Raw genomic sequence first — 14318 nt, forward strand, 5'->3', positions numbered from 1 at the left:
TACTTAATGATTTAAAGCGCAATACACAGCAACTGTTCGAAAAATACAATGAATTGGAACAGAAAAATAAAATGCTGAGTGAACAGGTAGAGAACCTGAAGCAGGAAATTGAATTAATGGAGCATGAAAAGGTTGAATTAGGTCGGAGTTATGAGCAACTAAAAGTAGCCAACCGAATTTTATCTGAACGGGATGAAAACGGAGAAGCTAAACAGAGAATTGACTTTTTGATACGGGAGATTGATAAATGTATCGCATTACTAAACAGGTAATGTTTTGAAAGATAAAGACTTTAGAATACATATTAAGATTGATGGACGGGTTTACCCTCTAAACATCAATCGCGACGAGGAAGAGAGATACCGAAAAGCTGCAAAGATTGTTGAAGAAACGATTTCGTCATTTCGGAAGATGTTTCAGGATAACGACAATCAGGATATTTTGGCAATGACTGCATTTCAGGTGGCACTGCGTTACACTGAAGAGCAACAAAGCCGCGATTACTCTCAATTCGTTGATGATATAAAGGATATAAAGGATGATATTTCTGACTTCCTTAAGGAAAAGGAAGAGAAATAGAATCTGAATACATAAATAATCAAAGCCCGTATTAGGCCTGTTCTAACGAGAACCAGGTTTATTACGGGTTTTTTAGTAACTAATTATTTGAAATATGGATATAATAATAGGAGTAGCCGCAGGGTTTATTGTGGGAGGCGCTTTAGCTTATCTGGTGTGGGATAAGGCCCTGAAGGCGAAAAAGAATCGGATTATCGGCGAAGGAAAAGCCGAGGCCGAAGTGATTAAAAAAGATAAAATATTGCAGGCCAAAGAAAAATTTCTGCAGTTAAAATCGGAACACGAAAAGTACATTAATGAAAGGAATTCGCAGTTAGCGAAGGAGGAGAACAAGTACAAACAACGTGAGACAACTTTAAATCAACGTCGCGATGAGTTAAATCGCAAAACAAAAGAATTTGAAACGACACGCCGTGAAGTGGAAGCTATTCGCGAAAATTTGAATACACAATTGCAGCGTGTTGAACACAAAAGCGAAGAGCTTGATAAAGTACACAGACAACACCTTGAAAAACTGGAGCAAATTTCAGGACTTTCGGCTGATGATGCAAAAGAGCAGTTAGTGGAATCCTTACAGGAAGAAGCCAAAACAGAAGCCGTTGCATACATTAACGAAATAATGGAAGAGGCGAAACAGACTGCCAATAAGGAAGCCAAAAAGATCGTTGTAAAATCGATTCAACGTGTGGCTACCGAAACGGCGATTGAGAATGCTGTTACTATTTTCCATATCGAAAGTGATGAAATTAAAGGACGAATTATTGGTCGCGAAGGCCGAAACATTCGCGCACTTGAAGCAGCTACCGGTGTTGAAATTGTTGTTGACGATACTCCGGAAGCAATTGTGCTTTCAGCTTTCGATCCTGTACGTCGCGAGATTGCCCGCCTGGCTTTGCACCAGCTGGTAACCGACGGACGTATTCACCCTGCACGTATTGAAGAAGTGGTGCAGAAAGTGAAAAAACAGGTTGACGAAGAAGTAATTGAAACCGGTAAACGTACTGCCATCGACCTTGGAATTCATGGTTTACACCCTGAGTTGATTCGTTTGGTTGGTAAAATGAAATACCGTTCATCATACGGACAAAACCTGTTACAGCACTCGCGCGAGGTAGCTAACCTATGTGCTACAATGGCATCGGAGCTGGGATTAAATCCTAAAAAAGCAAAACGCGCCGGATTGTTGCACGATATTGGTAAAGTGCCGGATGACGAGCCGGAATTGCCACACGCAGTGCTGGGTATGAAACTGGCCGAGAAATACAAAGAGAAACCGGATATATGCAACGCCATTGGTGCTCACCACGACGAAGTGGAAATGCAATCATTATTTGCGCCAATCGTTCAGGTTTGTGATGCTATTTCTGGTGCTCGTCCGGGTGCCCGTCGCGAGGTGGTTGAGTCGTACATTAAACGATTGAAAGACCTTGAAGATTTGGCCCTTTCTTATCCTGGTGTATTAAAAACATACGCTATTCAGGCGGGTAGAGAATTACGTGTAATTGTTGGTTCGGAGAAATTAACCGATCAGGATACCGAACAACTTTCATACGATATCTCGAAACGTATTCAGGATGAAATGACTTATCCGGGACAGATTAAGATTACTGTAATCCGGGAAACCCGTGCAGTAAGTTACGCGAAGTAAGAAGTACAACTTCATAGATACAAAAAAAACTTCGGCCAAATGGTCGAAGTTTTTTTATTCCTAAAGTTTGCTGTTCTTAAAACAAACTAAGCAATTGTTTTATCTTTTCTTCCTTTTCGGTATATCCAACCGCATTATATGCCTCAAGCATCGATTCTACCAAACGTTGTATAAATAAAACATCGGGTTTTGGCTCGGCATATTCTCTTATGGGCCGGTATTCGTTTCTTTTCAGGTGGTAGTCAATTTCTTTGCGACTGGTAATCGAGCCTTTATTCGATGGGTTGATATAAAAAAGTACCTCGGTGTCGCGGGTTGATCCGTGTACTTTTTGTGCCAGTTCGGCATCAACAATGGCTACCAGCGGATTTTTAGGAAAATCAACCAGGAATGCCGGAAGCTCTATGGCTCGGGCAATGATGGTATAAAAAATACTCATCGAAACCGGATTACCACGTTTGGTGTCCAGGATCTGGTTTAAAAAGCAGTTTTGTGGCGAATTGGGATTGCTTAAATTCACCGAATAACCATTCAAATTAAAAATGAAATGGTTTAAGATGGTTGTCTTTTCCAGCAAAGTCAGTGAGTTATTCAGCTCCAGCCAGATCGATTTCCGCAGATTCTCAATTTTTAAGGTCAGGTTTAACGGATTCAAATCCGGGTACTGAAATTTATCTACTGCACAAAAACCTTCAAAAAGATCCTGTGTTCCCTGCATTTGATTGATCCAGTTTTTCAGCCCGCTAAAAGTTCTTTTAAACTGAAGACTTTGTATGATATTTTCAATGCGGTTCTGACTGTTCTCATCAAAACTTTGTTCCCACTTTTTCTCCAAAGCCGGAATAATCTCTTCATCTTCTTTTAGTAATTCCTGCTGAACCATCTGAAAAACGGTTACATCAGGATCATCAAGGAGGGTGATTAGTGCATCAAATTTTTCCTGGTTCATGCCTAATTACTTAAATTATCGAGTACTGCTTTAATTAGTTTTTTCATCTCATCGCGGTAGTTTTCGTTAGCGGTAAGCGTAACGCGGTTGGCAATAATTAAACATACCGTAAGTGCGTTGTGGCCCATTAGTTTCGACAAACCATAAATGGCCGAACTTTCCATTTCGAAATTGGTAATCCGCAAATGTTTGTATGAAAATGTTTCAATCAGCTCATTCAGTTGAGGGAAAGCCAAAGGCAAACGCAATTCCCGGCCTTGTGGGGCATAAAAGCCCGGTGCCGAAATGGTAACGCCTTTTTTAAAGCGCTCATCCGAAAATTTATCCAGTAGCTTTTGTCCGGCATCAACGGTGTAAGGAGCTGCCAGTGAATTACTCCATTGGGTATGATTCCGAAAGGCCGCTTCAAACTCCATGTCGGAAACCTGCTCGCGGTTGGCGTAATAATTCAGCAAACCATCGAACCCAATCGATTTTTCAGAAACCACAAAGCTGTTTACCGGAAGATCAGTCTGTAATCCGCCCGATGTGCCTATACGAACAATATCAAGCGAGCTCAGTTCTTTTTTCACACTGCGTGTTTCCAGGTCGATATTTACCAGAGCATCCAGCTCATTCAACACAATATCAATGTTATCGGTGCCAATTCCTGTTGAAATAACCGATATTTTCTTTTGCTTGTAAAATCCGGTAACCGTTTTAAATTCACGGTTTTGCACCGTAAAATCTATTTTGTCGAAAAAGCCGGCAATGGTATCAACGCGGGCAGGATCGCCAACAAGAATAATTTGCCTGCCAATGTTTTCAGGTTTTAAATGTAAATGGAATATACTTCCATCGCTATTTAAGATTAGTTCTGAGTGTTTAATCATTGTTTGCTTTTATAGTCCGACCAAATCTATTTAAAATAACGTTGAACACCAATGACGGTGCGGAAAACATATAAACAGCTAAGAACGAAGTTTTAGTTTTTATTGTGTGATTTTGTTAAAAACCTCAAATATGTTAAATAGAAAGGCTAAATTTTGGAGAATTACTTAGAATATTACGTTTTAATACTAAAAAACCCATTAAATTTTTATTTTTGGTAGAAATACGAATCTAATAGCAAACCAGATGTCATTTAAAATTTTTTCACTTCAACTTACAGGTAAAATCAAGTCGGTTGAGGTAATCGAGAAAAAGCGCAAACAATTAGCCGACGATTACGCTGAATTTTTAAAAACGCAAAATTCAGAAGAGCTGAAAGCATTTTTAGAGTTGGAAAAATATGTTACTTCCATTGAATTTGCTACAAGGAAGAAGGAGGTTGAAGGACATAGTTTTAAAGGAAGTGAGGAGGAAAAGCAATTAAAGGAATTTCGTGGATTGCAAAAGGCTGCACGTATAAAGAACTATTTTAAGGTAGAAGGTTCTGCTGACCTGATTCGGTATGAGAAAGAAAAAGAATCGCAGAAACTGGCAGATTTTTATGCACTTGAAGAATACGTGAAAGACGGCGATTTTGAAAAAGATAAAAAGGAAATTAAAGGCAAGGTTTTTAAAGGTTCGGCTGAAGAGAAGCATTTAAAGGAATTAAAAAAGCTTGAAAAATCGGCCGGAATTAAAGCGTATAATGAGCTGGAAGGTTCGGAAAAACTGAAACAACACAAGGCATTTGAAGCTTCGGATAAAATGAAGCAATATAAAGAGTTAAAAACGGCAGCTGTAAATGATAGTGAAAAGAAGAAGGAGTTTAATCGTTTGAGCAAGGATTCGGCAGTTGTAAACTATTTCAAGTTCGAGAAATCGAAAAACCTGAAGTTGTATCACGAGATTAGCGGAAGTCATAACCTGGTTCGTTACAAAGAATTAAAAGAACAGGTAAACACCGAAGAATTTAAAAAGAAGGTTGCCTTTTTAAAAGACAAGAAGAAGTTTGAAAAAAGCGAAGCCTACAAAAAATACACAGAGTATAAAAAACTGGCGGCTGATTCGGTAGTGACTTTTGTATTAAAATACGAAAAATCGAAACTTTACAAAAACTACCTTGATGTTAAAGAATCGTTTGATTTAAAGCGACATAATGAACTTAAAGAGTTGATTGAATCAGAAGGTTATAAAAAGAAAAAAGCCTGGCTGGAAGACAAAAAACGCTGGGATAAAACAGAAGATGCGCAGAAGTTGAACCAATACGAAACCGATAAGAAGAAACCGGAATTTGTAAAATACTTTAGATACAAAGACAGCAGTGAATTTGACTTTTTCAAAAACTGGGATGTGGTTTTTGAGGATTCGTTTGCCGATAAAAAACTGGATGACGCAAAATGGATGACCAGTTCGTTAACCGCTTCAAAAACTTTGGGGCAAAACTATGCAATGCCGGGCGACTTAAGTGTTTTCACTAACGGTGCCAACATTCAAACCGGTAATAAACTAAGTATTCAGGTTAAACGTGAAAACAAAGAAGGCATGGTTTGGCAAATGCCAGCCGGTTTTGTTCCTGCTGATTTCGACTATACTTCGGGAATGATCAGTTCGGGCGAGAATTTCCAGTTTGGGGATGGAATTGTTGAAGCAAAAATTTTCTTTAATCCCGTGAAACAGGTGGCCAGTTCATTTTATCTGGCCAATGGCAGCAATGTTCCGCGTGTTAACCTGGTTGAAATGGGAGCAAAAAATATTCTGGGAATTTACACCATGAACGGAAGCGGAAAAATAGCTTCAGAAGGATTGGAAATTAATAACCTGAAAAAGGGAGCTTATATCTTCTCGCTCGAAAAATCGGGAGCAACTTTCACCTGGAAAATTAATGAACAGGAGGTTTTACAGCTGAACAACAACGATTTAAATAAACCTTTGGAGTTAAATGCTTCAAGTCTTGTAATTGATAAATTACCCGGGTCATCAGCCAGTTTCGATGTTGAATGGGTGAAATGCTATCGTAAAAAATGATATTGAAAGGTTGCGACGTAAACTGGATGGATGCATTTGGTGGTGCAATTACGGTTTGCAATACGGAAGGTATTATTGTTTATATGAATGATTTTTCCATTCGGCAGTTTGAGAAGTATGGCGGTGAAAAATTGTTGGGTACTAACCTTTTGGATTGTCATCCCGAGCCATCGAAAACCAAACTTCGCGAAATGCTGGCTACACCAATCGAGAATACATATACCACCAAAAAGAACGGTGTAACAAAGGTAGTTACCCAAAAACCATGGATGGAAAAAGGGGAATTCTGTGGCGTAGTGGAGCTGTCGTTTGAACTTCCTTCAGCTATTGAAAATCATATTCGTAGTTAAATTGGATGCCTGTTTTACAAACCTCGTTTGTTAAATAAGATATATCCAAAATTCAGTGTAACATAAAGGTTGGTATTACTCTTTTCGTAATAATTAAACGAAAGACTTACCGGTCCGATTCCGGTTTGATAAACCAATGCAGCCAATCCCTGCAGATAATAATTATCGATAAAATCGTCGCTTTTAACTGCCGTAAGGTCTGCTTGTTCCAGCTCTTCATGAATAGGGCAAAAACCATAACCTTCAACACGAAGATGCCAGTCGGGCGAGAATTTGAATATGGCTTTTAAACCTCCGGCCAGGTAATTATTCGAATTAAATTCGTTAATGAAAAGTGATTTACTATGTGGTGTTGGCGTAAATCCCTTGGCTGAAAGTTTTGTTGACCGGTACGTTCGAAACAATCCTTTTGTACTTAAAAATGACTCGAGATGGGTACCCAACACAAATCTCTCTCCCAACGAAAAATAGCGTAAAGATTGGGCATGAAGTTGAAAATAATTATGATTTGAAAGTTGTGTTGCAGACTTTGCATTATTTCCTGCTATGTACTTTTCTTCACCAATCACAAATCTACCGTCAATTATACGATGGGCACCTTCTGTTGCATACTGCTTGTAATTCAGTGAGTTATTTTCGAATGCCAACTTCGAAACGAATGCGTTGAATTTTGAATTGTTGGGCATATCTCCCTCTTCCGATTCATCCGTTTGATAAAAATCATTACTTGCCGAAGAATAGGCAATACCCGCGTAAATTTTACTGTGCAGGCCCAACGGTAATCCGGTTTCTAATCTGAAGTTGGTTTCATCTTTTATAATGAACGGCGAGCGAACATCTTCGAAAATCAGCTCTGTACTCGACGAAAAATAATCCCAGCGGTTAAAGGTTAAATACGACTCGAGGTAGAAAGGCAGCGCCGTTGGATAATCAATGCGGCCACCCAGTTTAAATGAACTGTAAAACCGTCCAAAATAAATGTTTGAATGAAGCGAGTAGGCTCTGCTGTTGTAGCTACGGAAATTAATAGCTGCAAAGCCCTGGTTAATCGGCTTGGTAGAAATGTTACCGCCAATACTCAAATCCAAACGTTTTTCGGGTTCAACTTTTAAATGCAGATCGAAATAACCCGTACCGGGATTGTAGCGCGTTATGGGTTGTATCGACTTTAGCTGTTCATCGGCAACCAATTTGAAATATTCGGTTTTTAATGCAGAAAGTGATACAATGTTATTCCGGTGTTTTATACTTTGTATGATGAACTGTCGTTGCATGGGGTCGGTAACACCTTCAACCTGAATGTTTTGAAAATTTAGCTCCGGTTTTCGTGCATTAAAACTGTCGCGTTTTGACTGAACCACTTCTTTTGGAACACGACGTTTAATCAGCTGTTTTATACTATCTATTTTAGCCCATGTCGTTTGTTCTCCGCGGGCCAGAACTGTTTCTATTTTATTAAAATCCAGGAGACCAACATCTTCAAATTTGGTTTCCAGCAAAATCCCGTCTGATGGTTTTATCTCAAAATTAGTAGGCCGCATAACCATGTTTGATATTTGCCGCATAACATCATCGGCATCGGCAGCTCTTGCGTCATCGGCAACTTTGTGCCCGATGATAATATCCGGGTTAAAAATTTCTTTCATATGGTCGGTAGGGAAGTTATTCAGCAAACCACCGTCGAAGAGTAATTTCCCGTCAATCTCGATAGGTTTAAAATAAAGAGGAACCGTCATCGATGCCCGCATGGCATTTCCCAAATCGCCATTGCGCAAAACCAGTGGTTTACTATTGTTTACATCGGCGGCAATACAAAAGTAAGGCACCATCAGCTGGTTAAAATCATAGTTACAGGCCGCGCTGGTTGCAGCCGTTAGTTCCATAAAGGCAAAATCCATTTGTTCACCCGGAATAATATTCGTTGGAGGAAGAATTTTTACTTTTTCATCTTTTTTTGCCACACGAAGTTGTACCCAGGTGGGGTCATCTTCCTGACGTTTAAAATAATAGCGGTATTCGCGTTGTATCTTTCCGGTCGACCAGAAATAAAAATCATCCGACTTAAAAAGTTCTTCCATTTCTTCGGTAGAATAACCTGCGGCATAAAGTCCGCCAACAATTGCTCCAATTGAAGTTCCTGATATATAGTCGATTGGAATGTTGTTTTCTTCCAAAACCCGTATCACTCCGATATGCGCCATTCCTTTGGCGCCACCACCACTTAGCACAAGCCCAACCGATTGAGCATTGCCATGCAAAACGGCAAAAATAAATAACGGAATAACAAGGAGTGATCTAATCATTGGGTCAATTGTTTTCTGAACGCTATCAAAATTACTAAAAAAGGAGAGTATGTTAAATACGCTTATCAGTAAATCTTACTAAAAACTGATTAAATTCATTTGTATCATTTATACAGACAGAAAAATACCAGAAGAGGTTGCTTTCATGTATCATAATTTTCTAAACACTACTTTTATTGATAGTTTTGTTAAAGAGAGCAGTTTTAGTGCCTGATTTTAGTTTTATCTTCAGGGTAAAACAGCTTTAAAGTGTTTTGGATATACAATTGACAACAGGTTCGAATTAAAAGATAACGAGTGAAACGACTAATCACCATATATATTCTTGTTTGGCTTAGCTTTTTGAGTAGTGCACAGCTGGTAACCGAACCCGATTTTAGTTGGGGAAATTGCCACTATTACAATGCCAGTGTTGGAGATACCATAAAGTTTAAAGGGGAAGATGTAGTGCTGCTCGCTATACATAACCACTATAACACACTGAGTATTGATAATGATACCATTGAACTGAAGGTAAGCCGGCGCAGTTTGCCGACGAGTTTAAATCGGGTGCGTGCTTTTGTTGCCGATCATCAAAATGTAAAAAAGCTGGCTTCTAATAAAGCGGCACATGGACTATTAAAAAAGGACGCACTGATTTGTTTATCAGATAACCAGGATTTGATGCTGGCTCCTGATTCGTTTAGTTTTCCGGTGAGTTATAACGATGGTTTTAACTGGAATATGAACGAAGATAACCATATGTTTTCGTACCAGGGAAAAGCTTGCAACGGGGGCAATGATGAAGTGAAATCGAACGAGGGAATCGGAATTGCTTTAACCGATGCGCGGGGCATTGAAAAACACTGGTTGCTTGCCATTGAAGATAGTAAGGTAATTTGGGTAGAAGACAAAAAAGATGACCGCAGTAACAAAGAGGCATGTATTCTTTTACAGAGCAACTCGAATCCATTAATTTTTTATGTGTACGATCATTTATATACAAACACGATTCGGGTAAAAGAAGGACAGGATGTTCGAACGGGAGAGCTTTTAGGAACGGTTTGGGGAGACGAAAACTGGGCTTATCTGCAACTGGCAGTGGTAAAAAGCGATACCATTCCTGATTACGAAAACCGATATACCAACTGCATAAATTTTTTCCCACAGCTTTACGAATTGTATTTTAAAAACACCTTTAATTTTACGAAATCATTTACCCGCGGGAAGGTAGATTTTGCGCGGCAACCGCAAAGTAACGGTAACCGAAAGAACTTGCTGGCTTTTGAGGAATATGCGGGAATGGGCTGGCAGTTAGGAAACTGGAACACAGCTGATAAGGTAATGTTTTGTACAAAGGGCGAACGCGGGAATGCCCGGTTAAAGAAAATGCTGTTCGGGGGCACTGAAGCAGAATGTCGCAATCCGAAGAATTATTTTGATTACGAAATTAATGTGCGAAACGGTGTTTACCGGGTGCGGGCACAGGTAGGAGATGTGGAACAGGCTTCGTGGCAAAAAATTGAATACGAAGGTGTTGAAGCCTCTTCCTACGAGCTGGCCGCAGGAGAGCAAAAATGGACATCGGAAAAAGTGGTAAAAGTTACTGATCGCAAATTGACCGTTCGTATAAATGTTGATCCTGAAAATAGAAAAGTTGCCGGGATCAGCGAGATTGTATTTCAGCAAGCTTATTAAAAGCGAAAAACCATCCCCGTTTTAACTTGCTCGGTTTTAAATGTAGTATGAAATAATGCCAGTGCCGGAAGTGCTGTACAGTGCGATGGCAAAAGTTTCTCAACCTTATTTTGCTTGAAATATTCAACGGTATTTAACATTTGTTTGTCTTGTTCTTTCAGGTGAAACCCACCGACAACCGCTTTTATTTTATCGACTCCGGTAACTTTTTTCGCATGTTCGCAAATATTACAAATACCGGAGTGTGAGCAGCCGGTAATCACTACCAACTCGTTATTTACTATGGCTGCCAAGGCTGAATCGTCAGGTATAAAATCATCGGAACCATCAGCAAATTCAAAGCTGGTTGATTGGTTTTCAAAATCATTATTTCGTGGAATTTCGCCTAAAAAGAACAGGTTCTCGGTAAGTTGTAGCGAATCTCTGTTTTCCTTTAACGTAAATTGTTTTTCAATCTCATTTTTGCTTAGTTCCAATCCTACTATAGTGTGGTCTGCTTTTCGGTATCGTAAGGAAAAACTGTCCGGATGCGTAATTAGTGTTTTGCTTTGCAGATGCTTTAATCCATTTCCATGGTCCCAATGTCCATGACTTAAAACCACAGTTTTTACCTCTTTTTCAATGTTGATATTTAGCTTTGCTGCATTTTTCAGAAACACATCAGAATGACCGGCATCGAATAAAATCTTTTCATTATCGATTTCAACGACGTAGGAGAGTCCGTGCTCTGCCAGAAATCGCCCGCCGGCAGTATTATCTGTTAAAATAGTTATTGATAGCATGTTTTTGAACCTAGTTATTGCATATCCATTCCCAAATGGATTTTAAATTTAAACTAATTGGATGATCCGGCGCATATTCAACCAACGATTTTTCGTGTAACATACACTCAACAAATAGTTCTGAGAAAGGTATCTTACCAACAAGCGGAATATTGTTGTCGATTAAGTAGTGTTCGACAGTTGCTGTAAATTCAGTATTTATGTCATGCTTATTAATGATGGCATAAATGGGAACGTTAAACGAATTAACCAATTCTACGAGCCGCTTGGCATCGTGTAATCCTGATACAGTTGGTTCTATCACCAGCAGAACGGCATTTGTTCCAGTTATAGATGAAATGGCAGTGCAGCCAATACCCGGAGGACCATCGTTTATTATAAATTGTGCTTTATTTTTCCTGGCCAGTTCTTTTGCCTTTTCACGTATTCGGGTTACCAGTTTTCCTGAATTCTCTTCGCCGGGCCCCATTTTGGCATGTACCATTACCCCAAAACGTGTGTCGGAAACAAACCACTGGTTGTTCAGATTTTGGGTGGTTTGAATGGCACCGACCGGGCAAAGTCGTTCGCATAAACGACAGCCTTCGCACTGATAGGGATTGATTTCAGGGAAACCATCGCTGTTTGTAAAAATGGCTTCGAACCGGCATGCTTCCATGCAGGTTTCACAGTTTGTACACTCTTCCTGGTTGATGAATGCCAGCGAACCGCTATCAAATGGATGCGTTTCTTTTATCCCGGGCTTTAAAATTAAATGCAAATCGGCAGCATCAACATCGTTGTCGCAAAATACAGCGTTTTGGGCCAACGAGGCCAGTGCCGCTGCTATGCTGGTTTTTCCTGCACCCCCTTTTCCGCTGAGTATTGTTATCTCTTTCATTTTAGTCGATTATTGTTGCCAGTTTTTCAATAATAGCGTGATAGGCTGTTTCTACCTCTTCGGGAATATTTTCAAACAATTCGCCCAGCGAATAATTCCTGGCATAAGCTTTTGAAAACGGAATTTTACCCAATAACGTGATGTTGTTTTCCTCTAAAAATTGATAAATAGCGTTGTTTCCCAAACCGGCTTTGTTTACAATTGCGCCAAAGGATTTATGTATTTCGTTGAGTAACTCAACAGTTATTTTTAAATCGTGCAGGCCAAACGGAGTTGGTTCAGTAACTAGTATGATATAATTGGCTGTGGCAACAGTTTCAACAACAGGGCAACTTGTTCCGGGAGGTGCATCAAGCAAGGTTATTTGTTGTTCCAAATCAGCATGCTTTTTAACCTTTTTGATCAAAGCTGTTTGCATGGCAGAACCAATTTCGAGGCGTCCTTCAACTATTCCGGCACCAAAGTTTGTCTGGTAATCGGAAATGCTGCCTAAAGGATTTTGAATCTGTTTAACCGCATTAAACGAACAAGCCTCGAAACAAGCACCGCACGAATGGCAAAGCTCGTAATTTACTTCTGCAAATTCCAGTTTCTTAACGATACTAATTGCATTAAATTCGCACCATTCAACACATTTTTTGCAATAGGTACATTTTTCTTTATCAATTTCAGGAACGATGGTAAAAACCTCTTTTTCTGCTTCTTTTTTCGCTTTAGAAAAGAAAAGTATGTCGTTTGGTTCTTCCACATCACAATCGATTAATTGTACGCGGTTGTTATATTTCTCAGATAAGAAATAGTACAGGTTAACCGAAACGGTTGTTTTACCGGTACCACCTTTACCACTTGCTATGGCAATTTGCATGACACATGATTTTAAAAAATTCCCCGGAGTATTGCTCCGGGGAATAACGATTTAGTAGCTAACTCTGAGTGACTTTGAAAAACGACTCAGACAGGCGCTCTATTCTTTTGCGCTATTGTATTTTACTACGATTATTTTAGCAGCTTTTAATGATCGCAGTAATTGGCTGTAAATTCAATTGTTTCGTTGAGATAACCTTGCACCAATTCCCCCGCTGATAGTTGCGGTGCACCAACAAAAACATTTACATTGTTGTAGTTGAAAATTTGAATGGCTTTATGGCCCATTCCTCCGGCTAATACATCCGTAACGCCTTTTTCGGCCAACCATTTAGGTAACACTCCCGGCTCGTGAGGAGGGGGAGTTACCCGTTCTTCGTTTACAATCGTTGTGTCTTCAACGTCCAACAGTGCAAAGTATTTGCAGTGTCCGAAATGTCCGTCCAAAATCCCGCTTTCGTCAACAGGAACAGCAATTTTCTTACTCATACTAATTTCAATTTGTTAATTTTCTAATCGACCAAATCCCCGGGCACGACCTCTTCCTTTTCCACGTCCCCAACCAATTGGTAAGTTTTCTTCGGTTGCGGGATTTCTAAATCTGAAACCTCTTCCACCTCGTCTTCCAAAGTTGGCCAAGTGTTCTTCATTTAATGCACTGTTGCATCTTCCTTGTTTTCTGCCGGTTTGGGCTCCTTGTCCCGTTGGTCCGGTTTTGTCTAATCCTGGCATTTTTCTAATTGTTTTCAATTTTTAAAATAATATCCTTCACATTCAGCTCTTCATTATCTAACTCTATCATTTGGATGTGGAGTTTCTCCAGCATATCCTTGGCTTTGGGGCCAAAATGACCTGAGATGATCTGTTCAGCACCTAATTCTGCTGCCATTTCCGAAGATTTTGTACCGGCTCCGCCATTTGAGTTTTTAAAACTGTTTTCGATGAAGTTAGTTGTGTGTGTGTGTTTATCGTACACACAAAACCAACCGGCACGTCCAAATCGTAAATCAAATTTTGCATCTACATTGTCTCCGGAAGAAGTAATAATTGTTTTCATCTTTAAATTACATATGTTCTCTACAAAGTTAATTTAAATTAGGTTTTAAAACAAAATTTAAACGAACAAAAGTTTGTTAAATAGATTTGGAAATGATTACAGTTGGGAACAAAAAAAATTGTAAAGCCATTGACAAATATGGCTTTGCAATTTCTAATAACCTCAGTTCGATTATTAACCTGCTGAATATAAGTGAATTGAATTAAAAATTATTGTTGATTTATTTGAATAAAAGCATGGAATTTACTAATTTAAAAGTCTGACAAACAAATAATTAGAAGTAAAATCCATGCAA

At 39.3% G+C, this 14318-nt stretch carries 15 protein-coding genes; 6 read left to right on the forward strand and 9 right to left on the reverse strand.

Going from position 1 to position 14318, the window contains the following annotated elements:
* The 3 genes from ABZB17_RS12395 to rny all read left to right on the forward strand — a co-directional run.
* Positions 1–272 (forward strand): hypothetical protein (locus ABZB17_RS12395; RefSeq protein ID WP_372650655.1); only part of this gene is annotated, 272 nt, incomplete at its 5' end.
* 4 nt (positions 273–276) lie between these two features.
* Positions 277–579, forward strand: a complete 303-nt coding sequence (locus ABZB17_RS12400; protein WP_319570621.1) for a cell division protein ZapA — start codon at positions 277–279, stop codon at positions 577–579.
* Positions 580–673: 94 nt separating this feature from the next.
* The gene (gene rny / locus ABZB17_RS12405) at positions 674–2227 is read left to right on the forward strand and encodes a ribonuclease Y (RefSeq protein WP_163324169.1); all 1554 of its coding nucleotides are present in this window, start codon (positions 674–676) and stop codon (positions 2225–2227) included.
* Positions 2228–2303: 76 nt separating this feature from the next.
* Here rny and ABZB17_RS12410 read toward each other — a convergent pair whose 3' ends face one another.
* Positions 2304–3176 (reverse strand): transglutaminase family protein, encoded by an 873-nt coding sequence (locus tag ABZB17_RS12410; RefSeq protein ID WP_303918458.1) that lies wholly within the window; start codon positions 3174–3176, stop codon positions 2304–2306.
* 2 nt (positions 3177–3178) lie between these two features.
* Positions 3179–4048, reverse strand: coding sequence for a nucleoside phosphorylase (locus ABZB17_RS12415; protein ID WP_372650657.1), 870 nt, complete (start codon positions 4046–4048; stop codon positions 3179–3181).
* 244 nt (positions 4049–4292) lie between these two features.
* On the opposite strand from ABZB17_RS12415, the gene ABZB17_RS12420 reads away from it, so the two are divergent.
* Both ABZB17_RS12420 and ABZB17_RS12425 read left to right on the forward strand, forming a co-directional pair.
* Positions 4293–6110: a hypothetical protein gene (locus tag ABZB17_RS12420; RefSeq protein ID WP_372650659.1), complete on the forward strand. Its 1818-nt coding sequence runs from the start codon at positions 4293–4295 to the stop codon at positions 6108–6110.
* Positions 6107–6460 carry a hypothetical protein gene (locus tag ABZB17_RS12425; protein WP_372650661.1) on the forward strand — a complete coding sequence of 118 codons (354 nt, stop codon included), beginning with the start codon at positions 6107–6109 and terminating at the stop codon, positions 6458–6460. The genes ABZB17_RS12420 and ABZB17_RS12425 overlap by 4 nt, the downstream gene beginning before the upstream one ends.
* A 14-nt stretch (positions 6461–6474) precedes the next feature.
* Here ABZB17_RS12425 and ABZB17_RS12430 read toward each other — a convergent pair whose 3' ends face one another.
* On the reverse strand, positions 6475–8763 hold the full coding sequence (locus tag ABZB17_RS12430) for a patatin-like phospholipase family protein (RefSeq protein ID WP_372650663.1): 2289 nt from the start codon (positions 8761–8763) through the stop codon (positions 6475–6477).
* Positions 8764–9060: 297 nt separating this feature from the next.
* On the opposite strand from ABZB17_RS12430, the gene ABZB17_RS12435 reads away from it, so the two are divergent.
* Entirely contained in the window at positions 9061–10440 is a 1380-nt protein-coding gene (locus ABZB17_RS12435; RefSeq protein ID WP_372650665.1) for a hypothetical protein, read from the forward strand.
* Here the strand turns inward: ABZB17_RS12435 and ABZB17_RS12440 are convergent.
* From ABZB17_RS12440 to ABZB17_RS12465, 6 genes are all read right to left on the reverse strand, one after another.
* Positions 10437–11222, reverse strand: a complete 786-nt coding sequence (locus ABZB17_RS12440; RefSeq protein WP_372650667.1) for an MBL fold metallo-hydrolase — start codon at positions 11220–11222, stop codon at positions 10437–10439. The two genes, ABZB17_RS12435 and ABZB17_RS12440, sit on opposite strands and share 4 nt — an antisense overlap.
* A gap of 10 nt (positions 11223–11232) precedes the next feature.
* Positions 11233–12102, reverse strand: a complete 870-nt coding sequence (locus tag ABZB17_RS12445) for a 4Fe-4S binding protein (protein WP_372650669.1) — start codon at positions 12100–12102, stop codon at positions 11233–11235.
* Between the two features lies 1 nt (position 12103).
* Complete coding sequence (locus tag ABZB17_RS12450; RefSeq protein ID WP_372650671.1) at positions 12104–12967, reverse strand: P-loop NTPase; 864 nt, start codon at positions 12965–12967, stop codon at positions 12104–12106.
* 146 nt (positions 12968–13113) lie between these two features.
* On the reverse strand, positions 13114–13455 hold the full coding sequence (locus ABZB17_RS12455) for a NifB/NifX family molybdenum-iron cluster-binding protein (protein WP_372650673.1): 342 nt from the start codon (positions 13453–13455) through the stop codon (positions 13114–13116).
* A 15-nt stretch (positions 13456–13470) separates the two neighbouring features.
* Positions 13471–13698, reverse strand: coding sequence for a DUF5320 domain-containing protein (locus tag ABZB17_RS12460; protein WP_372650675.1), 228 nt, complete (start codon positions 13696–13698; stop codon positions 13471–13473).
* Positions 13699–13702: 4 nt separating this feature from the next.
* A complete protein-coding gene (locus ABZB17_RS12465) occupies positions 13703–14023 on the reverse strand; it encodes a NifB/NifX family molybdenum-iron cluster-binding protein (protein ID WP_372650677.1) in 321 nt (106 codons plus the stop codon).
* Positions 14024–14318 lie beyond the last annotated feature (295 nt).

This window comes from Draconibacterium sp., from assembly GCF_041583095.1.
GTDB lineage: Bacteria > Bacteroidota > Bacteroidia > Bacteroidales > Prolixibacteraceae > Draconibacterium.

What these genes read in the sequence shown, in the direction of transcription:
- rny (WP_163324169.1), top strand. Translation starts at nt 674, where the DNA reads ATGGATATAATAATAGGAGTAGCCGCAGGGTTTATTGTGGGAGGCGCT.
- ABZB17_RS12410 (WP_303918458.1), bottom strand. Translation starts at nt 3,176, where the DNA reads ATGAACCAGGAAAAATTTGATGCACTAATCACCCTCCTTGATGATCCT.
- ABZB17_RS12415 (WP_372650657.1), bottom strand. Translation starts at nt 4,048, where the DNA reads ATGATTAAACACTCAGAACTAATCTTAAATAGCGATGGAAGTATATTC.
- ABZB17_RS12420 (WP_372650659.1), top strand. Translation starts at nt 4,293, where the DNA reads ATGTCATTTAAAATTTTTTCACTTCAACTTACAGGTAAAATCAAGTCG.
- ABZB17_RS12425 (WP_372650661.1), top strand. Translation starts at nt 6,107, where the DNA reads ATGATATTGAAAGGTTGCGACGTAAACTGGATGGATGCATTTGGTGGT.
- ABZB17_RS12430 (WP_372650663.1), bottom strand. Translation starts at nt 8,763, where the DNA reads ATGATTAGATCACTCCTTGTTATTCCGTTATTTATTTTTGCCGTTTTG.
- ABZB17_RS12440 (WP_372650667.1), bottom strand. Translation starts at nt 11,222, where the DNA reads ATGCTATCAATAACTATTTTAACAGATAATACTGCCGGCGGGCGATTT.
- ABZB17_RS12445 (WP_372650669.1), bottom strand. Translation starts at nt 12,102, where the DNA reads ATGAAAGAGATAACAATACTCAGCGGAAAAGGGGGTGCAGGAAAAACC.
- ABZB17_RS12450 (WP_372650671.1), bottom strand. Translation starts at nt 12,967, where the DNA reads ATGCAAATTGCCATAGCAAGTGGTAAAGGTGGTACCGGTAAAACAACC.
- ABZB17_RS12455 (WP_372650673.1), bottom strand. Translation starts at nt 13,455, where the DNA reads ATGAGTAAGAAAATTGCTGTTCCTGTTGACGAAAGCGGGATTTTGGAC.
- ABZB17_RS12460 (WP_372650675.1), bottom strand. Translation starts at nt 13,698, where the DNA reads ATGCCAGGATTAGACAAAACCGGACCAACGGGACAAGGAGCCCAAACC.
- ABZB17_RS12465 (WP_372650677.1), bottom strand. Translation starts at nt 14,023, where the DNA reads ATGAAAACAATTATTACTTCTTCCGGAGACAATGTAGATGCAAAATTT.